Genomic DNA, 20288 nt, shown 5'->3' on the forward strand with positions numbered 1-20288 from the left:
TACCTCTGACCTTAGTTTTAATTCTAAAATCAGAGGTAATTACTTAAACTTTGCTATTTCTAATTATTTGTGCATTTTCAAGAGCTGCATAGTGGGTATATCCACTTATATGAAGAGGAGTATCGCCAAGTTCTGGATCTACATGCATATCTCCAAGACATGGATAACTGTGCCAAAATTTTGCCACAGATTTTTTTGCTTCCTCTCCTAACTTTTTTCCCAGAAGATGTCTTGCAATATTGTACCCATTTCCACAAGGTGCGGATATTATAACTTCTGCTTTTTCTATTACATCTTCATCATTTACATAAAGTCTAAATTGGGGCTTTCCTATTTTAAAGAAATCAATAAATTCATTTATGAGAGGAAATTTTCCATATTTCAATGTGCAAAAAGGTTTAGGAAAAGCATACTGTAGATTATATTTTTCACATTCCTCAATAAGTTTTTCCCTTGTCCATTTTGATACCCAGCTTCTACTTTCACAGGGAACTATTATAGCCTTTCCACCACTTTCGGCTATAATCTTTGGCAATTCAATTATTATATCTTCATGTACTCCTATAATTACAGCTGTATCATGCTTCTTAAATTTTTGTGGCAAATACTTTAATGGATTATCTTCAAATAATTCATATATATCTGGAAGTTCAATTACTTCACTTACACTCTTTTTAAAATTCAACTCATATTTTCCTCTACACCAAACACATTTCTTACCACATACAGTACAAGCTTCCTTGTAATTTTTTATATGTGGTATAAATTTTGTACCTGCAAATCTGCTGTCAGTTTTTGTGTAAAATTCATTTTCAGGCAACTTTCCACTCTTTTTTGAACAAACTATAAGTATTTTCAACCTTTTTCCCCCCTATATAAAAGATACAAATATAACTTACCCAATTAATATGATACATTACTCTATATAAATTATCTGTAACCGTTGTTACGCTTTTATATATTTTTTATTTGCAAAATATATATTGTAGGTAGTATAATAAAAATATATTATATTGTAGAAATCTATTTTATAGGTGATGGAGCTCACCTTTAATTGCTTATAGCTGATAGCCCCTACTTTAATCAAAAAGTAGGAGCATTTTTTGTAGTCAAATTCACAGGAGGTATTAAATTGAAAAAATATATTTACATAGGAATAGGTGGTTTTTTAGGTGCAATTTTAAGATTTGCATTGGAAAATGTAAAAGTAAGTACCTATTTAAGCTTAATTCCTATAAATACTTTATTTATAAATATAACAGGAGCCTTTATTCTAGCTTTCGTAACCACTGCTGCTGTTTATACTTCAGTTGTATCTTCAAATATAAAGTTAGGAATATGTACGGGATTTGCAGGGGCTTATACTACCTTTTCTACCTTATGTAAAGAAACTGTATCACTTATAAATTCAAACCACCTTATATTAGCTGTATGTTATATTTGTATTTCTTTAATTTTGGGACTTGCCTTTGCTTATCTTGGAGAATTTACTTCCATAAAGTTAGTTTCAAAATTGAACCTCAACTACTCTGTTGATTTAAATGAATTAGAGAATAATGATTGTAAAAATAAAGGAAATTCCATTTGAAATATAATATAACAGGAGGACGTAAAAATGAACTTTTTAATAGTTGGAATTGGCGGTATAATTGGAAGCTTAGCTAGATTTTGTCTTGGAAACTTGGTAAATAAAAAATTTAAGTCCCTATTTCCCCTGGGAACTTTTATCATAAATATAACAGGAGCCTTGCTGCTTGGAATACTTAGCAGTTCTCACATTTCTAGAAACTTCTATATTCTTTTGTGTGACGGATTCTTGGGAGCCTATACCACCTTTTCTTCCTTTATGTACGAGGATTTTAAACTTTTTCAATTAAAGTATAAATTACATGGATATACATATGTAATTATGACAACACTAATTGGACTAGCATTCTATGCCCTGGGAACTAGAATAACATACTATGCAGGATTTTAATTAAAAATCCTGAGTTATTGAGATAAAAAAAGCTACTATTGAAAGGTTACAACTTAAATTTCTTAACTATTTCATTAAGATTTTGAGTAAGTTCTGATTGCCATTTTGCAGTCAAAACCACCTGCTGTGTTATTGACTTCGTAGTTTTACTTATCTTTGTTTCCACTAGTTTTGCACTTTCTGATGATTTTTGTATTGTTTCTGACATACTTTGTACAGCTTCACCTACCTGTCCAGTTGTGGCTGTAAGTTCCTCTGACATAGACGCTAACTCTTCTGACATTCTACTTACAAAATCAGAGTCATTGTAGTATTGTTTTCCCATCTTTCCAAACTCCTCAAATTGTGGATCAACGCTTTCATTTATAAATTTTAATACATCACTGCCATTCTCAGAAAGATTTTTAAATGCATTTTGAACTTTTATAATAGTATCTTGTATATTTGTTACTGCTTCTGAAGATTGCTCTGCAAGTGCTCTTACTTCTTCTGCAACTATAGCAAAGCCTTTTCCATGTTCGCCTGCTCTAGCTGCTTCAATAGCTGCATTTAATGCAAGCAGATTTGTCTGCTCAGATATACTCGCTATAGTATCTGCCATAATTTTTATGTTGCCTACAATTTTACCTTCTTCAATTGATTTCAGCATATTCTTTCTCTTTTCTTTATATAAACTTCTTGCTTCTTCTATGCTCTTTGTCCCCTTTTTTTCAACTTGAAGAGCTTTTTCTTTAGATTTACTTGCATTATCACTCCCTTCTGCAGCTTTTTCAGACAGTTCGTTAATACTTGAATTTACTTCCTCAACGGATGCGGTTATTTCTGCAGATATAGCACTTCTTTCTTGAATTCCAGAAGTTATATCTTCCAATGAATCATTTATTGCTTCGGTTTCAAATGCAAGTTTCTCTGCCATTACAGAAAGTTTTTTACTGGATGTATTCAAGTTTTCTGAATTAGTCAATATTATTCTAATAAATTCTTTAATTTTATTCTTAGCTGTAATCAATGCACTCAGTGTTCTACCAAATTCATCTTTTCTGCTAGTTTCATAATCGTTTGAGAAATCAAATTTAGTCATGTTTTCTGCAGTTTTCAGCATATTCATTAATGGAGTATTTATGCTATTTATCATAATCACTCCAACTATAATTGAAATTACTACTCCTAAAAAAAGCAGTAACACCATAACATTATTTTCCCTTATATATATAGAATGGTTGTTCAAATTTGTTGTCTCTGCATCTTTAATATTTGCAGCTATAAGTTTATCAAGATTATCCGTCACTGAATTTTTTAAATCAGTTATTTGCTTTAATTGATTAATTGCCTCATCAAATTTTCCTGAATCAATAGATTTTGTTATATCTTCCCTTAAAATACTATATTCCTGAAGCTGATTTTTTAATGTTAGCCACTGCTGCTTTTCTTCATCACTCATAGATAATCTTTCATAAGATCCTATATATTTTTCATAGGCATTAGCATTATTTTTAATACTCTTTTCCAAATCAGGTTCCTGTAGGGAATTTCTTACATAAACCAAATCTGTAATATCCCCTTCTATTTCTGTCAATACATATTTCATATCAGTCAAAATATAAACACTTTGTAAGTTATTGCTGTACATTTGCTGGGAATTTTTATCTATAGTTTTTGAAGATGTTATATTAACGATACCAGTTAAGCTAATTAGTACAACAATAATGGCAAAGAATAGGGTTAATTTTGTTTTAACCTTTACGTTTTTCAAAAAATTCATTATAACTCCCTCCCTTTTTTCTATTAATTATATTTTTAATCTGGTATAATATAAAGTACCAGTTTTAATATATTTTATGGTATCAGTTATTGGAGGACGTAAATAAATGATTGAAATCATGCCCATTTGGGATTATTCAAAAAACACTCCACTTTATGTGCAATTATATGAATATATCAAAAATGAAATACAAATTGGAACAATTAAACCAGAAACAAAATTACCATCAAAAAGAAAATTAGCAACTTATCTAGGAATTAGCCAAAACACTATTAAAACTGCTTATGAGCAACTATGTGCAGAAGGATATACAGAAAGCAAACCTCGTGTAGGTGTATTTGTAACAAAAATAGAAGATAACTTACTATGCAATCTGCCACTTATTGATAAACATGATAAAAATACAAAGTTTAAGGATAACAACGATAACTTTAAATGCCTAATTGACTTTCGTTCAGGAAATGTTGATTTAAACAATTTTCCATATTCCACATGGAGAAAATTGACAAACAAATGTTTATATTCGGAGCAAAGCAACCTCTTATTAGTAGGTGAACCTCAAGGGGAAAGGTCTCTTCGTAGAGAGATATCTAAATATCTTTTTCAATCAAGAAGTGTTAGATGCACTCCAGAACAAATTATTATTGGAGCAGGTACTCAATATTTAATTATATTGCTATGTATGCTGCTAGGCAAAGATTATCCATATGCAATTGAAAACCCTGGATACAATAGGGTAAGAACCGTTTTTAAAGACCAGGGCATAGATATTCATCCTATCTCAATAGATAAAGATGGTATTTGCATAAACGATTTAAAGAAAAGTTCTGCTAGAGTGGTTTATGTTACACCTTCTCATCAATTTCCCTATGGAATGATTATGCCAATTTCTCGAAGATTAGAATTATTGAAATGGTGTGAAGAAAAAAACGGTTATATAATTGAAGATGATTATGATAGTGAATTTAGATATAAAGGGAAACCAGTTCCTTCTTTACAGGGACTAGACAGAAGTGAAAATGTTATTTATATGGGTACATTTTCAAAATCTCTAATTCCTTCAATTAGAATCAGTTATTTAGTTTTACCCCCCAAATTAATTCGAAAATATCAAGAACATTTTAAAATATACAAACAAACAGTCTCTAGGCTTCATCAAAATACACTCTATATATTTATGAAAGAAGGATATTTATCAAGGCACATAAATAAGATGAGAACATTATATCGTAAGAAACATGAAATACTTCTTTCTGCAATTGACAAGTATATGAAAGGAAAAGTCGAAATTATTGGATCAGAATCAGGACTCCATATTTTATTAAAAGTTAAAAATGGAATGACAGAACATGAATTAATTCAATCTGCTCATAAAATGAAAGTAAAAGTCTATCCAACTTCAATTCATTATGACCAATGTGTATCAAATGAATTTCCTATGATTTTACTCGGTTTTGGTGGTTTGACCGAAATACAAATTGAAGAAGGCATTCAGATATTAAAAAAAGCTTGGCTTATTTAATATCTAATTTACTTCTAGCTGCCATTTCTTAATTTATCGATATGGGTTTTATAGTTTAAAAATTACTTTACTCGCAGAAATATTTTTACAACAATGAGGCACATTTAAGTATTTAACATTTCAAAATTGTAATAAATGCCCAGAGGATAAAGTAATTTTTAACTTGCGAACTCTAATGTAAACTGTCTATAACTCCTCCACCAACAAGGATATCTCCATCATAAAATACTACAGACTGTCCTTTTGTAATAGCTCTTTGGTTTTCATCAAACTCAACCTTAACCCTGTCTTCGTCTATAGCACTTATAAGTGCATCAGCAGGCCTAGCTGAATATCTTATCTTTGCCTGTATCCTCATAGGTTTATCCAATTTTTCAAAAGGCATAAAATTTAGATCCTTTGCAATTAATTTGTTTTTAAAAATATCTTTTTCTCCACCAAGAACAACTTCATTTTTTAGTGGATTTATATCTATGACATACATTGGAATTCCAAATGCTATTCCAAGTCCTTTTCTCTGTCCTATTGTATAGTAAGTAATTCCTCTATGCTTTCCAAGGACTTTACCATGTTTATCTACAAAGTTTCCTTGTTTTACCTTATTGGGAGCAACTCTTTTTATATAGGAACCATGGTCATTATCTGGAATAAAGCATATTTCCTCACTGTCCTTTTTATTGTGAACTGCTAGACCTATCTTCTTGGCTATTTCTCTTATTTGTTCCTTTTTATAAATTCCACAGGGCATCAAAGTATGTTCTAGTTGAAACTGGGTTAAATTATATAATGCATAGGTCTGATCTTTTTTACTGTCCTTTGACTTTTTAAGTACATATCTATCATTTACTTTTTCCACTGTAGCATAATGTCCTGTAGCCACATAATCTGCCCCTAAATCCATAGCTCTTTTTAAAAGTTCATCAAATTTTATGTATTTATTACAAGCTACACAGGGATTTGGAGTTCTTCCCTTTATATATTCATCTATAAAATAATCTATTACACACTTTTTGAACTCATTTCTAAAATTCATAACATAATATGGAATGCCTAGGTTATACGCTACAAGTCTTGCATCATCTACAGCACTTAAAGAACAGCACCCACCTTCCATTCCTTCATAATATTTATCATCCTGCCATACCTGCATTGTAACTCCTATAACTTCATACCCTTGCTCTTTTAAAAGGTATGCTGCAACAGAACTATCAACTCCACCGCTCATACCTACTACTACTTTCTTCTTCATTTTATCACCTATTCTAATCAAAGTATTTTTAATCAATCTTTTATTTGCTGCCATTTTTTATTATTTTCTCTTAATTTTAAAACCGTATTACCTATTTCATTTACAACAAAGTTCACTTCATCTTCTGTAGTATTTGCTCCTATAGTAAGTCTCAATGAACCCTTTGCTGCATCTCTTGATAATCCTATAGCTGTAAGTACATGAGATGGTTCTATTGCCCCTGCTGAGCAGGCGCTTCCGGTAGACACGCATATTCCAGCTCCATCTAAAGCCATGGCCAAAATCTCACCCTCTATAGAATCAAAGGTTATGTTTACGTTGCCTGGCAATCTATTGTTTTTATCACCGTTTAGTTTAGAGCCAGGTATTTTTAAAAGTCCTTCAATTAACTTATCTCTTAAATAACTCAGCCTATTACTTTCACTATCCATATTTTTTACAGCAATTTCAATAGCTTTTCCCATTCCAACTATTCCTGCAATATTTTCCGTTCCTGCTCTTCTTCCCCTTTCCTGTGCTCCACCGTGAATTAAACTATCTATCTTAACTCCTTTTCTTATATAAAGAGCTCCCATACCTTTAGGTCCATAAAATTTATGGGACGCCATAGACAATAAATCTATATTCATAGCTTTAACATCAATTGGTACATTTCCCACTGCTTGAACTGCATCCGTGTGAAACAATATTCCCTTTTTTCTACAAAGACTTCCTATTTCTTTTATAGGTTCTATTGTACCTATTTCATTATTTGCAAACATAGCAGATATAAGTATAGTATTATCTGTTATACTTTTTTCAATTTCACCTAAATTAACTATTCCATATTCATTTACAGGAAGAAAAGTTACTTTAAAGCCATGCTTCTCTAAATACTTACAGGTATTTATAACTGCATGATGTTCTATACCTGTAGTTATTATATGATTGCCTTTACCTGCATTTGCAGATACAATTCCCTTTATAGCCCAGTTGTCAGATTCAGAACCTCCATTTGTAAAAAATATTTCATCTCTATTTGCATTTATGGCATCTGCTATCTTTCCTCTAGCTTCAGTTATAGCCATTTTATTTTTTCTAGATATGTGATAAATAGAGGATGGATTGCCAAAATACTCGGTAAAATATGGACGCATTTCTGCTGCTACTTCTGGTTTTACAAAAGTTGTAGCTGCATAATCCATATAGATTTCTCTTTTCATTATTACCTCTCCTATCAAAGTGTACTTTTTCTGTAGAAATCATAGTGATATACTATAATATACTATATCATATTTTTAAATATTGCTTTTGTCAACCATAGTTAACTGTATAAAAATCTTAAATTATGATATTATAATTTTTATCCGATGACTACCTGCTCTAATACTCCCACTTCTCCAAGTTTACGTTGCGAGCAGCTACGTCCCTGGATAACGATTTTTCCTAAAGGATAACGCCTTCTAAGTGCTAAAGCACTAAGAAGCCTGTTAATAAGCATCAGATGGAGTCAAAACTCCACCTGATGCCAAGAACTCTGTTTATCAAGTATATATATAGGAGGGAATTTAAACTATGGGTTCAAAAATTAAAATTAATATATATGGAAATAAGGATGCAATAATAACTGGTGATCGCTGCAATAACAAACACAGTTCTTGTTCTGGAAAATGTGCAGGTTGTAAATCTACTAATGACAGCAAAACAATACAGGTAAAAACTTTAGACTTATATTACAATCTAGTAAATTTTCTAACTATAAATCATATGAAAGAAAATGTAGATATCCATTTTGTAGAATTAGGCACAAGTAATCCTGTAAATAAAGAATCTATAAAAGTAGAGGATACCATAAAAAAAGGATTTGAACCACCTATAACAGTAATCGATGGAATAATAAGATATTATGCTGGTATATCCAATGTCTTAGTCTATAGAGATGTATTGGATTTAATTGAATAAAAGTAATATTTTGAAAAGTTAGAAATTATACAAAATATGTAGACAATAATGGAATTATTTTGTATAATTAAGACAAAGGTAGCAGAGTAAATATTATGCGTAAAGTGTTAGAGAATGGGAGGTTGTCTCTAAACGAAAAGCTTAAATAATTTTACTTTATAATTTAAAGCTTACGATATGATATTGCTTCCGCTGTTACATTAAAGAGATTTTGTACTTACCTCTTTTCTCTTTAATGTGACTACATTAAAGAGAAAAGAGGTGTTTCTATGTAGATTTTTTGCTCTGTGTAAATTAATTTAATATTATAACACTGGGGGTAAAAAGTATGAAAAGTAGAATGAATACAAAATTTCTTGTTACTACCGCTGTTTTTGTTGCAGTTGCAGTTGTTTTGAGATCGTTTTCTATAGCAATAGCTGCAGGTGGCATACTCACTATGAGAATAAGTTTTGATGCCATATGCTATATAATGCCCGGTATCTTATTTGGTCCATTATATGGAGGAATTTCAGGTGGATTAATCGATATTCTTGGCTATATAATAAGACCTATGGGTGGATACATCCCTTTGTTTACTATAACTAATATAGCAGCTGGTATTTTGCCTGCACTTATATGGAGATATATTAAAAATACTAAAGAATATAAAGTAAGAAATTGTTATATTGCTTTCTTTGGATTGCTCTTGGTAGTAGGTTTTTTTAATTTTATCATAATGAAGTTTGCATATCATACTACTTTAGGACAACTACTATCATCTTTAGGTAAAAAGTCCCAATACCTTAGTACCGGGCTTATGTTAATAGGTGCCATAGGCGTTATTATATTCATAATAAATGTATTTATTAAGAAAAGCATGGTAAAATCCTATGATTTTGTAAATAACAATTATTTTAAATTAATAATTGCAATTGGTATATCTGGAGTTTTAATATGCACTATAAATACTTATATATTGCTCATATTTACTCCTGCTCTCATGGCCAAAGGCTTTATGTTCTTATGGGTACCTAGAATAATTGAAGCTCTTCTTATGACTATAGTAAATTCCTATATAACCTGTATGATTATGTACTGTTATAGTTTATTTCAAGGTAGAGTAGTAAAAAAAGCTTAAAATATAAAAGAAATGGGGTCAAGCAAATGACCCCATTTTCTATTTCTCTGTTTACTCTTCTACTAGATCCTCTATAGCTGCTCCTGGAGGTACAATAGGAAATACCTTTTCTTTCCTATCTATATCACATTCTATAATTACAGGTTCGTTTAAGTCAAGAGCTTCCTTTAAACATTTCTCTACCTGGCTATTGTCTTCTATCTTAAAAGTCTTTATACCATACGCTTCTCCAAGTTTCATGAAATCAACATCTGGTCCAAGTTCTGTATTTGAAAACCTCTTACCATAGAACATATCCTGCCATTGATATACCATGCCTAATGCACGATTATTTAAAAGCAATTGTACAATAGGAAGTTTATATTTGGCAACAGTAGCAAGCTCTGTAGAATTCATTTTAAAACTTCCATCCCCTGCTACATTTATTACCTTTTTTCCTGGATTACCCATAGATGCTCCTATAGAAGCTCCAAGTCCGAAACCCATAGTTCCAAGTCCCCCTGAAGATACAAATGTTCTTGGCTTCAAAAATTTAAAATATTGTGCAGTCCAAATTTGATTTTGGCCAACTTCTGTAGTAACTATACAGTCCCCTCCTGTAAGATTATACAAGGTATCCATTATAAACTTAGGACTTAATTTACATTCTTTAAAAGGTTCACGCTGTTCACTTTTCCACTGTTTTATTTTATCCATCCAATCTCTGTGATCAGTCTTTTTTAACTTGCAATTAAGTTTTTGAAGTACCTCTTTCACATCTCCTTTTATTGCCACATCTATATCCACATTTTTACCAAATTCTTTAGGATCAATGTCTATGTGTATTATTCTTGCTTTTGGAGCAAAAGCACTTACCTTGCTTATAACCCTATCGCTAAACCTAGCTCCTATAGCTATTAATAAATCACAATTACTTACTGCATAATTTGAACAGCGGCTTCCATGCATTCCAACCATACCCATATAATATTCATTGTCTCCAGGGAAAGCTCCTATTCCCATAAGTGAACACGTAATTGGTGAATCTATCTTTTCTACAAGTTCCATCAATTCATTTTGAGCCCCTGATGTGACAGTTCCTCCACCTGAATAAATTACAGGTCTCTCACTCCTATTTATCATATCTATTGCTTTATTAAAATTGTCTCCATACTCATCTAAACTAAAATATTTCTTCTCTTTAATTTCATAAAGTTTGCTTCTGGAAGGCTCATATTCAACTTCAGCTGATTGTATGTCTTTAGGTATATCTACTACTACAGGTCCTGGCCTTCCGCTAGCTGCAATTTGAAATGCCTCTCTTACAGTATCAGCTAAATCCTCTACCTTTTCTACAATGCAACTTTTCTTAGTTATGGATGCAGTAATATCTTTAATATTTACTTCTTGAAAAGAATCCTTTCCAAGAAGACTTCTCGCAACCTGTCCTGTAAATACTACAATAGGTACGGAATCCATATAAGCTGTAGCAATTGCTGTAACCGTATTAGTAGCTCCCGGCCCTGATGTTGCAATTACAACTCCTACCTTTCCTGTAGATCTTGCATATCCATCTGCAGCATGAGCAGCCCCTTGTTCATGTGAAGTTGATATGTGAGTTATTTTCCCCTTAGCAGCATATAGTGCATCATAAATAGGTAAAACAGCTCCTCCTGGATATCCGAATACAGTATCTACACCTTGCTCCATCATACATTTTAATAGTACTTCAGCTCCCTTTATTTTCATATCTAAGTCCCCCTTTTATTTATATATTAATCAATTATTTTATCAAATAATATAATAATTTATACTTATTTAGACTAAAAAATAAATTGTTTGTTATTTTTTTCACATACTTATTTATTCTTTTTTTACACTTATTTACTTGTTTAAGTTAAAATCACACTTTTTATATTATATTTATATAATATAAAAAGACCAAACTTCTGCCCTCTGGGGCGAGAAGTTTGGTCCGCGGTACCACCCAATTTTTTACTTAATTCAATTAACGGCTCTACCGGTATAACTTACTTATATTTCAGTTAAACAACTCCAGGGTGATTTTCACTAGCTAATAATTTATGAGCTTTCACCTAACCTCATTCTCTTTGAAATCTTTCACTAATTACTCTTCCCTATCCTAATTTTTACTATCTAATTTTCAATTTAATTACACTTTCACATTTACTATATGTTTTAATAATACTATCTTATTTTTTAAATGTCAATAACTTTTTTAAATTTTTAGAAAATAAATTCAAAAATATATATGAATCCCTAAGCTGCTAAGAAATTAGGCCATGCTATATAAACATGACCTAATAAGCAGAAATTATTTTGCTGCATCTTGTGTACTTGCCAAATCTTCATCGTTCATAACACTGTGATTATTTCCATATGCAAAGTATATTACAAGTCCAATAACAAGCCATACTGCAAATCTTACCAAAGTTACCTTTTGCAGATTGATTATTAAGAAAGCACAAGCTATCATAGCAAAAATAGGTGTAACTGGTGAAAACGGAACTTTAAATGATCTAGGTCTGTCTGGCTCTCTTTTTCTTAAAACTATAACTGATGCAGATACTATTATAAATGCTGCTAGTGTACCTATATTAGTCAATTCAGAAACAACACTTATTGGTGTAAATCCAGCTATTATCATAGTTATAATACCAACAAGTAAAGTACTTTTTACAGGTGTATGGAACCTTTGATTAACCTGTCCAAATACTCTAGGTAAAAGTCCATCCCTTGACATTGCAAACAATACACGAGTTTGACCAAATAACATAACAATTAAAACTGAAGTTAGTCCACAAATTGCACCAACTGAAACTAAAGCTGATCCCCAATTTATTCCTACCTGCTGAAGTGCAAAAGCTACTGGAGCTGCTGTATCTTTAAATTTCAGATATGGAACCATTCCTGTTAATATAGCTGATACTGCAATATATAATACAGTACAAATTATCAAAGATGCTATAATTCCTCTAGGTAAATCCTTCTTTGGATCTTTTACTTCTTCTGCTGCAGTGGAAACTGCATCAAACCCTATATAAGCAAAGAATATTACTGATGCTCCTGAGAAAACTCCCTTCCATCCATAAGGCATAAATGGATGCCAGTTTGCAGGATGAACATGTCTAACGCCTAATACTATAAATAAAAGTACTACTGCTAACTTTATAGCAACTATTATATTATTTGTAGTTGCACTTTGTTTTACACCTGCTACCAATATACCTGTTATTACTACAAGTATAGCTACTGCAGGTAAATTTACTAGTCCGCCTTCAAAAGGTGCTTTTGTAATAATATTTGGAAGTTTTATACCCAAATCCCCTAAAATACTAACAAAATATCCACTCCATCCAATTGCGACTGTACCAACCGAAAAAGCATACTCAAGAATTAAATCCCATCCTATAATCCATGCCCAAAATTCTCCAAGTGCCGCATAACCATAAGTGTATGCACTTCCTGCTACCGGAACCATAGCTGCTATCTCTGCATAACAAAGTGCTGCAAATCCACAAGCAAGCCCTGCTATAATAAATGAAATTACAAGTGCTGGTCCAGAATATTTTGCTGCTGCTATTCCTGTCAGTACAAATATCCCTGTACCTACTATTGCCCCTATACCTAACATAGTAAGTTCGAAAGCTCCCAATGATTTCTCTAAGGAATTCTTTCCCTTAGTTTCTGCCAAAAGACTTTCGATGGGTTTTGTTCTAAAAATATTTTTCATACGTCAATTGCCCCCCTAAATTTAACTAAAAAACAATGCTGTCATTATTATAATGCTATGCCAGTATCATTTCTAAAAATGAATTTATTATTAATAATACCACCATTTTTTATACAATTCAATATGATTTTATGATTTTTGCATATATTTTTTTAATGTTTAATAATTTTAGCGGGTGTATATTTATAATTATTTAATATGCATCTATACATTGAAATGTATACTTTTTGTTTATTCAATTATGCAAAATGCATGGATTATACAATTTATTTATGAATTATATTTATCTGAATATTTAAAAAATAAATTTATTTTATACTCTTCTATACAGTTTGTGAATTTTCTATATTCTTTATTAGTTGTATATTGTTTGTATAACAACAGCAAAAACTAGGTATAGTAAATTTACCATACCTAGTTTTTTAGGTGGAGCTAAACTCCACCTAGTATTAAATTTTATACATTTCTTTATATAGCACTTTCATCGACTGAATTATCTCCATTTACAGTGCTGTGTTTATACCCATATGCAAAGTATAATACAAGTCCTATAACAAGCCACACTGCAAATCTTACCAAAGTTATCTTTTGCAGATTGAGTATTAAGAAAGCACAAGCTGCCATAGAAAGAATAGGTGTAACCGGTGAAAAAGGGACTTTGAATGTTCTAGGTCTATCCGGTTCCTTTTTTCTTAAAACTATAACTGATGCAGATACTATTATAAATGCTGCTAGTGTACCTACGTTAGTCAATTCAGAAACAACACCTATTGGTGTAAATCCAGCTACAATCATAGTTATAATACCAACAAGTAAAGTACTTTTTACAGGTGTATGGAACCTTTGATCAACGTGTCCAAATACTCTAGGCAAAAGTCCATCCCTTGACATTGCAAACAATATACGAGTTTGACCAAACATCATAACAATTAGAACTGAAGTCAATCCACAAATTGCACCAACTGAAACTAAAGCTGATCCCCAATTTATTCCTACCTGCTGAAGTGCAAAAGCTACTGGAGCTGCTGTTTCTTTAAATTTCAGATACGGAACCATTCCTGTTAATATAGCTGATACTACAATATATAATACAGTACAAATTATCAAAGATGCTATAATTCCTCTAGGTAAATCCTTCTGCGGATTTCTTACTTCTTCTGCTGCAGTGGAAACTGCATCAAATCCTATATAAGCAAAGAATATTACTGATGCTCCTGAGAAAACTCCTTTCCATCCATAAGGCATAAATGGATGCCAATTTGCTGTATTAACATGGCTAACACCTAATACTATGAATAAAAGTACTACTGCTAACTTTATAGCAACTATTATATTATTTGTAGTTGCGCTTTGTTTTACGCCTGCTACCAATATACCTGTTATTACTACAAGTATAGCTACTGCAGGTAAGTTTATTAGTCCGCCTTCAAAAGGTGCTTTTGTAATAGCTGTCGGAAGTTTTAGGCCCAAATCAGCTACAATACTAGTAAAATAGCCGCTCCATCCAATTGCAACTGTACCAATTGCAAAAGCATATTCAAGAATTAAGTCCCATCCTATAATCCACGCCCAAAATTCTCCAAGTGCCGCATAACCATAAGTGTATGCACTTCCTGCTACCGGAACCATAGCTGCTATCTCTGCATAGCAAAGTGCTGCAAATCCACAAGCAAGTCCTGCTATAATAAATGAGATTACAAGTGCTGGCCCAGAATAATTTGCTGCTGCTATTCCTGTTAATACAAATATACCCGTACCTATAATTGCGCCTATGCCTAGCATAGTAAGTTCAAAAGAGCCTAATACTTTGGATAAACCATCCTTTCCTTTAGTCTCTGCTAAAAGACTTTCAATGGGTTTGGTTCTAAAAATATTTTTCATACAGTATCTCCCCCTTATAAATAAAATAAATAATAAATTATTCTTAAAATGAATATTTTATTAATCATATCATCATTTTTTGTATAATTCAATATTATTGAATAAAATTATTATAAAAAATAATAGGTATTTTTTATAACATTATAAAATAATCCTTGTTATTTTATGCTTATTAGAAAATGTGCTTATATTTTTTGAATTGTAATTTTTTACTTTATTCAATAATTTCTCTGGCATCTATTATATAATTCCTCATTTTAATTCAACTTATACATGAAAATCTCTTAACTATTAATTCATAAAGTGTGCTAAAAATTAATAGTTATAGATGATTTTCCTCCGTTAAAATTATAGGACTTAACTTTCACAATTTGATTAGTTGAGAATTGAGTATGGAAAGTGGAGAGTTAATGTGGATTTTTTCCGTTATACTATAAAAAATCTTTAATTAAATTTTTGAAGACTCGTTTCACTAAAGTGAAACATTGCTGGCTCATATAAGTTTAAAGATTTTTTGCGATAGCTAAAAATCAACCTTCACTCTCAACTTTCAATTTTCAACTCTCAACTCAAAAGCTTTGCTTGGCAAAATTTTATATGTACAAAAATTGAGTATAGAAAATCTAAAATATAGTTTTAAACTAGAAACCATTTTTTAAATATGCAAGTCCAAGTCAATCATATTCCTTATTGGAACTATAATTGGACTTTTAATGTTCATTAAAATCAATTAAAAGTGTTATTTTACATACTATTATCTATCATAAATTGGATATGCAATATTTTTGATTAAAAAAATATGAATAAATTCATGTTTTTACTTGCAATTAACCTTATATTTTAATATAATATAGTTATGAAATTTAGATATTAATGTGAGGTGAGGCAAATGAATATAATTTCTAATTTTAAGTTTCAATTAAATAAGGACAGGGTTATAAAGATGGTGCAATCTTATGGTAAAATGCCTCAATATAATGAACTGGATAAGATGTACAAAAATTTATTACCTATACTAAAAGATCATTCAAATCCACTGGGAATTTTTAAGATGGAAGAAAAAGATGAAAGTATTAATTTAAATATGTTATCTAACTGCAAGTTTACAATATATTGTCTAATAACTTTAGGGGAAAAATGTACTAATAAAATAAATGAAATGTTTGAAAGTGGCAACTTTTATGAAGCTTTGGTACTAGATTCCATGTCTAGTAATTACCTATTTAACATGAGTTCTCAACTGCATCACATTATATGCAACAAAGCTTCTAAGATAAATTTAGGTATTACTCATAAAGTAGCTCCTGGGGATGGAGAAATAGAATTAGAATATCAAAATAACATTTTAAGCAAACTTAGAGATGCCAAGTTTCACAATGTTAAGATGGTAAATAATTGTGTATATCCTCATAAATCCCTAACTTACATTTATGGAGCAGATGAAAGCATATCTGTAAATGGAGATGATCACTGCTGCTCAAGATGTAGTAATGTATTTTGCAATATGCGTCATATAGAAAAGGAAAATAATTATGCTGTAGAAAAAGCTATTAATTGTGCTTAATACAACATGTATATTAAAAATGGTCTAGTATATTTTATTCTAATAAAATATACTAGACCATTTTTAATGCAATTTAACTCAATATTATCTAGCTAAATTTAATATTTTTACAATATCATCTTTATTTAGTTTTACAAATTGTCCTACAGTTTTGGTTCCATTATCCGTGCACTTATTAGCCATTTCTTCAATTTTATCTTCTCCTATACTTCCTTCTTTTAAAGTTATAGGTAACCCCATGCTCTTGAAAAATGCTGTCATTCTCCTTATGCCTTCAAGTACAATATCTTCACAGGAACTATAAGATAAATCTACATCCCATACCCTTACTGCAAATTGTACAAATCTATTGATATCATGTTTATATACATATTTCATCCATGCAGGAAATACAATTGCAAGTCCTGCTCCATGGGCAATATCTGTTTCCCCACTTAATTCATGTTCAATTTTGTGAGAAGCCCAATCACCTATTCTACCTGTACTAAGCACATCATTATGAGCTATAGTACCAGTCCACATAATTTCTGCCCTAGCATCATAATTTTTAGGATCTTTTAAAACTATTGGGGCATTATTTATAACATTTCTAAGTGCAGCTTCGCAAAGCCTATCAGTTAAATCTACATGTTTCACATTTGTAAAATATCTTTCCATTATATGTGCCATAATGTCACAAGCACCACAAGCAGTTTGATATTCTGGTAGTGTAAAAGTAAGTTCAGGATTCATAATTGAAAAAGCAGGTCTTATAAGTACCGTATTTAATCCTTTTTTAAACCAACCATCTTCATTCATAATAACAGAACTATTACTAGATTCTGTACCTGTAGCAGGTAATGTTATTACAACTCCTACAGGAAGAGCCTCTTTTACTTCAGCTTTGCCCGTATAAAAATCCCATACATCTCCTTTATAAGGTACTCCTACAGCAATAGCTTTAGCTGTATCTGCTGAACTTCCTCCTCCTACAGATAGTACAAATTTTATATTATTTTCTCTACATAGTCTTATACCTTCTTTAACAGGTCCTAATCTTGGATTAGGTTTAATTCCTGGAAGTTCTATAAATTCAATTCCATTTTCTTTTAAGGACTTTATAACTCTATCATAGAGGCCCGATCTCTTTATACTTCCTCCCCCATAGCAAAAGAGTATTTTATCTGACTTTGAATACTCCTTTACTTTACTTCCTACAAGATCTTCGGTATCCTTACCAAAAATAATTTCTGTAGCATTTTTAAAAATAAAGTTTTCCATAATAACATCCCTCACTTACTAATTTTTCTGATTATGCTAAATAATAAAATAACCTTTATTATTTTAATTTCAATTTAGCTAATGCATCCGCTAAAGCTGAATTCATTGGAACTTCACTTTCTTTTTTCATCTTCTTCATATAATTTGCTACGTCTCTTTTACTGTTCTTGCCTTGCTTATTATCAAATCTTTTATTAAAGGATGATGCCTTCTCTCTAAAATTACAATTATTATTTATGCAAACATAAACTTGGCCGTCTCCATGTCCTCTAAGTTCCAATTTTTTATGACATTCAGGACATCTTGCATTAGTTAATTTTGCTAAATTTTCTCTATGGCCGCAAGTCCTATCTTGGCATACAAGCATTCTTCCATGCTTTCCATTTACCTCAAGCATATATTTACCACATTCAGGACATTTAGCTCCTGATAAATTGTCATGTCTAAATTTATCGCTGCTGGATTTTACATCTTCCACAAGCTTTACTGAATAATTCCTCATATTGCCTATGAAGCTTTTATCATTTAGTTTTCCCTTACTTATCAAATTCAGGTCAGTTTCCCATTTTGCAGTTAAAAGTGGTGATTTTAAATCTTCTGGAACCAATTCCACAACCTGCTTTCCTTTAGAAGTTGGGATTATTTCCTTACCTTTTTTCTCTACATAAAAAGTATTAAATAATTTTTCAATTATATCAGCTCTTGTAGCAACTGTTCCAAGTCCACCTGTTTCTCCAAGAGTTTTTGCGTATTCCTTATTCATATTAATATATTTTTGTGGATTTTCCATGGCAGATAACAACGTTCCTTCATTAAATCTCGCAGGCGGCTTAGTCTGTCCCTTATGCATTTTAACTGCTGTAAGCTTTATACTATCTCCTTTATTTAAGTCCGGAAGTACCTGTTCCTTTAATTGATTTTCATGCATCCCATCATTATCATCAAAGTCTTCATCCTTATCATATACAGCTTTCCATCCTTTTGATTTAATTACCTTTCCACTAGCTGCAAAGATTTCTCCATTAACTTCTGCCTTTACAGTTGTTTGCACGTATTCAAAAGGAGGAAGCATAACACTTAAAAATCTCTTAACTACTAAGTCATACACTTTTCTTTCTTCATTACTTAACTTTGAAAGAATAACTCTTTCCTCTGTTGGAATTATAGCATGATGATCTGAAACCTTACTATCATCTACAAAGCCCTTATGTGCCCTTATTTTCCCTCTCATAATCTCCATGGCAAATTTGCTATAATTTCCTACTGATATTGCTTTTAATCTCTCTGGCAGCGTAGGTACTATATCCGCTGAAATATATCTTGAATCCGTTCTTGGATAAGTTAAAAATTTATAATTCTCGTACAATCTTTGCATTATAGAGAGTGTCTGCTTTGCAGAGTAACCAAAAAGTCTATTAGCATCTCTTTGAAGCTCTGTTAAATCATAAAGTGCTGGTGCATATTTTTTCTTATCGCTTTTTATTACATCAAGTATTTTCCCATTTTGGCCATTAACTTTTGATACTACTTTATTTGCAAAGTCTTCATCAAAAGTATTAAAATGTCCATTACCATTTTGCCATTGAAGAGTATATCCATTAGCATTTCCAGTTATACTGTAATAATCCTTTGGTTTAAAGTTTTTAATTTCCTCTTCTCTATGAACAATCATAGCTAGAGTTGGAGTTTGAACTCTTCCTGCTGAAAGCTGAGCATTATGCTTACAAGTTAATGCTCTTGTAACATTAAGTCCCACAATCCAATCTGCTTCTGCCCTACACTGTGCTGCCCTATATAAGTTATCATATTGTGATGAAGGTTTTAAATTCCTAAAGCCTTCGTTAATAGCTTTATCTGTTTGAGAAGAAATCCAAAGTCTTTTTATAGGCTTATTTACTCTAGCCTTTTCAATTATCCATCTTGCTACTAGTTCCCCTTCTCTTCCAGCATCTGTAGCAATAACAATTTCTGTTACATCTTTTCTATTTAATTGTTCCTTTACTGTATTAAATTGTTTGCCAGTTTGTTTTATAACTACAAGCTTTAAATATTTAGGAAGCATTGGTAGATCTTCTAGCTTCCAAGTTTTATATTTATCATCATAAGCTTCTGGATCTGCTAAAGTAACTAAATGGCCCAATGCCCAAGTCACAATATACTTTTCCCCTTCTAACCATCCATTGCCTTTTTTACGACATTTTAAGACCCTCGCAATTTCTCTTCCTACAGAAGGCTTTTCAGCCAATACCAATATTTTACCCATATTTATTTCCTTTCA

General features: G+C 31.3%; 15 protein-coding genes, 2 riboswitches and 1 other annotated feature. Of the genes, 6 read left to right on the forward strand and 9 right to left on the reverse strand.

Annotated features, from left to right (window positions below; all coding sequences use genetic code 11):
- Positions 1–43: 43 nt before the first annotated feature.
- The gene (locus B5S50_RS01700; protein ID WP_065076602.1) at positions 44–859 is read right to left on the reverse strand and encodes a DUF166 domain-containing protein; all 816 of its coding nucleotides are present in this window, start codon (positions 857–859) and stop codon (positions 44–46) included.
- Between the two features lie 165 nt (positions 860–1024).
- Positions 1025–1084: riboswitch (Fluoride riboswitch) on the forward strand.
- A gap of 48 nt (positions 1085–1132) precedes the next feature.
- On the opposite strand from B5S50_RS01700, the gene crcB (B5S50_RS01705) reads away from it, so the two are divergent.
- Both crcB (B5S50_RS01705) and crcB (B5S50_RS01710) read left to right on the forward strand, forming a co-directional pair.
- Positions 1133–1588 carry a fluoride efflux transporter CrcB gene (gene crcB, locus B5S50_RS01705; RefSeq protein WP_065076601.1) on the forward strand — a complete coding sequence of 152 codons (456 nt, stop codon included), beginning with the start codon at positions 1133–1135 and terminating at the stop codon, positions 1586–1588.
- 27 nt (positions 1589–1615) lie between these two features.
- Positions 1616–1978 (forward strand): fluoride efflux transporter CrcB, encoded by a 363-nt coding sequence (crcB, locus tag B5S50_RS01710; RefSeq protein WP_063602394.1) that lies wholly within the window; start codon positions 1616–1618, stop codon positions 1976–1978.
- A gap of 46 nt (positions 1979–2024) precedes the next feature.
- Here crcB (B5S50_RS01710) and B5S50_RS01715 read toward each other — a convergent pair whose 3' ends face one another.
- A complete protein-coding gene (locus B5S50_RS01715; RefSeq protein ID WP_217302913.1) occupies positions 2025–3740 on the reverse strand; it encodes a methyl-accepting chemotaxis protein in 1716 nt (571 codons plus the stop codon).
- 106 nt (positions 3741–3846) lie between these two features.
- On the opposite strand from B5S50_RS01715, the gene B5S50_RS01720 reads away from it, so the two are divergent.
- Complete coding sequence (locus tag B5S50_RS01720; protein WP_065076599.1) at positions 3847–5262, forward strand: PLP-dependent aminotransferase family protein; 1416 nt, start codon at positions 3847–3849, stop codon at positions 5260–5262.
- 172 nt (positions 5263–5434) lie between these two features.
- Here B5S50_RS01720 and mnmA read toward each other — a convergent pair whose 3' ends face one another.
- Complete coding sequence (mnmA, locus tag B5S50_RS01725) at positions 5435–6511, reverse strand: tRNA 2-thiouridine(34) synthase MnmA (protein ID WP_065076671.1); 1077 nt, start codon at positions 6509–6511, stop codon at positions 5435–5437.
- A 32-nt stretch (positions 6512–6543) separates the two neighbouring features.
- Positions 6544–7713 carry a cysteine desulfurase NifS gene (gene nifS / locus B5S50_RS01730; RefSeq protein ID WP_217302914.1) on the reverse strand — a complete coding sequence of 390 codons (1170 nt, stop codon included), beginning with the start codon at positions 7711–7713 and terminating at the stop codon, positions 6544–6546.
- Positions 7714–8065: 352 nt separating this feature from the next.
- On the opposite strand from nifS, the gene B5S50_RS01735 reads away from it, so the two are divergent.
- Complete coding sequence (locus B5S50_RS01735) at positions 8066–8452, forward strand: hypothetical protein (protein WP_217302915.1); 387 nt, start codon at positions 8066–8068, stop codon at positions 8450–8452.
- An 80-nt stretch (positions 8453–8532) separates the two neighbouring features.
- A riboswitch (THF riboswitch) is annotated at positions 8533–8649 on the forward strand.
- Between the two features lie 131 nt (positions 8650–8780).
- Positions 8781–9572, forward strand: coding sequence for an ECF transporter S component (locus B5S50_RS01740; protein ID WP_065076596.1), 792 nt, complete (start codon positions 8781–8783; stop codon positions 9570–9572).
- Between the two features lie 51 nt (positions 9573–9623).
- On the opposite strand, the gene ilvB is transcribed toward B5S50_RS01740, so the two are convergent.
- From ilvB to B5S50_RS01755, 3 genes are all read right to left on the reverse strand, one after another.
- A complete protein-coding gene (ilvB, locus tag B5S50_RS01745; RefSeq protein WP_065076595.1) occupies positions 9624–11300 on the reverse strand; it encodes a biosynthetic-type acetolactate synthase large subunit in 1677 nt (558 codons plus the stop codon).
- 205 nt (positions 11301–11505) lie between these two features.
- Positions 11506–11705 (reverse strand) — a binding site (T-box leader).
- A 181-nt stretch (positions 11706–11886) separates the two neighbouring features.
- Complete coding sequence (locus B5S50_RS01750; RefSeq protein ID WP_065076594.1) at positions 11887–13305, reverse strand: amino acid permease; 1419 nt, start codon at positions 13303–13305, stop codon at positions 11887–11889.
- A gap of 468 nt (positions 13306–13773) precedes the next feature.
- Positions 13774–15186, reverse strand: a complete 1413-nt coding sequence (locus B5S50_RS01755; RefSeq protein WP_065076593.1) for an amino acid permease — start codon at positions 15184–15186, stop codon at positions 13774–13776.
- An 889-nt stretch (positions 15187–16075) separates the two neighbouring features.
- Here B5S50_RS01755 and B5S50_RS01760 point away from each other — a divergent pair.
- Complete coding sequence (locus tag B5S50_RS01760) at positions 16076–16750, forward strand: 5-methyltetrahydrofolate--homocysteine methyltransferase (RefSeq protein WP_217302916.1); 675 nt, start codon at positions 16076–16078, stop codon at positions 16748–16750.
- A gap of 84 nt (positions 16751–16834) precedes the next feature.
- Here B5S50_RS01760 and B5S50_RS01765 read toward each other — a convergent pair whose 3' ends face one another.
- Positions 16835–18010 (reverse strand): iron-containing alcohol dehydrogenase, encoded by a 1176-nt coding sequence (locus tag B5S50_RS01765; protein ID WP_065078073.1) that lies wholly within the window; start codon positions 18008–18010, stop codon positions 16835–16837.
- Between the two features lie 58 nt (positions 18011–18068).
- The gene (locus B5S50_RS01770; protein ID WP_065078072.1) at positions 18069–20273 is read right to left on the reverse strand and encodes a DNA topoisomerase III; all 2205 of its coding nucleotides are present in this window, start codon (positions 20271–20273) and stop codon (positions 18069–18071) included.
- Between the last annotated feature and the right edge of the window lie 15 nt (positions 20274–20288).

This window comes from Clostridium sp. 001, assembly GCF_019056555.1.
Taxonomy (GTDB): Bacteria; Bacillota; Clostridia; order Clostridiales; family Clostridiaceae; genus Clostridium_B; species Clostridium_B ragsdalei.

Coding starts and splice junctions, on each gene's coding strand:
- crcB (WP_063602394.1), top strand. CDS start 1,616: ATGAACTTTTTAATAGTTGGAATTGGCGGTATAATTGGAAGCTTAGCT.
- B5S50_RS01715 (WP_217302913.1), bottom strand. CDS start 3,740: ATGAATTTTTTGAAAAACGTAAAGGTTAAAACAAAATTAACCCTATTC.
- B5S50_RS01720 (WP_065076599.1), top strand. CDS start 3,847: ATGATTGAAATCATGCCCATTTGGGATTATTCAAAAAACACTCCACTT.
- mnmA (WP_065076671.1), bottom strand. CDS start 6,511: ATGAAGAAGAAAGTAGTAGTAGGTATGAGCGGTGGAGTTGATAGTTCT.
- nifS (WP_217302914.1), bottom strand. CDS start 7,713: ATGAAAAGAGAAATCTATATGGATTATGCAGCTACAACTTTTGTAAAA.
- B5S50_RS01735 (WP_217302915.1), top strand. CDS start 8,066: ATGGGTTCAAAAATTAAAATTAATATATATGGAAATAAGGATGCAATA.
- B5S50_RS01740 (WP_065076596.1), top strand. CDS start 8,781: ATGAAAAGTAGAATGAATACAAAATTTCTTGTTACTACCGCTGTTTTT.
- ilvB (WP_065076595.1), bottom strand. CDS start 11,300: ATGAAAATAAAGGGAGCTGAAGTACTATTAAAATGTATGATGGAGCAA.
- B5S50_RS01750 (WP_065076594.1), bottom strand. CDS start 13,305: ATGAAAAATATTTTTAGAACAAAACCCATCGAAAGTCTTTTGGCAGAA.
- B5S50_RS01755 (WP_065076593.1), bottom strand. CDS start 15,186: ATGAAAAATATTTTTAGAACCAAACCCATTGAAAGTCTTTTAGCAGAG.
- B5S50_RS01760 (WP_217302916.1), top strand. CDS start 16,076: ATGAATATAATTTCTAATTTTAAGTTTCAATTAAATAAGGACAGGGTT.
- B5S50_RS01765 (WP_065078073.1), bottom strand. CDS start 18,010: ATGGAAAACTTTATTTTTAAAAATGCTACAGAAATTATTTTTGGTAAG.
- B5S50_RS01770 (WP_065078072.1), bottom strand. CDS start 20,273: ATGGGTAAAATATTGGTATTGGCTGAAAAGCCTTCTGTAGGAAGAGAA.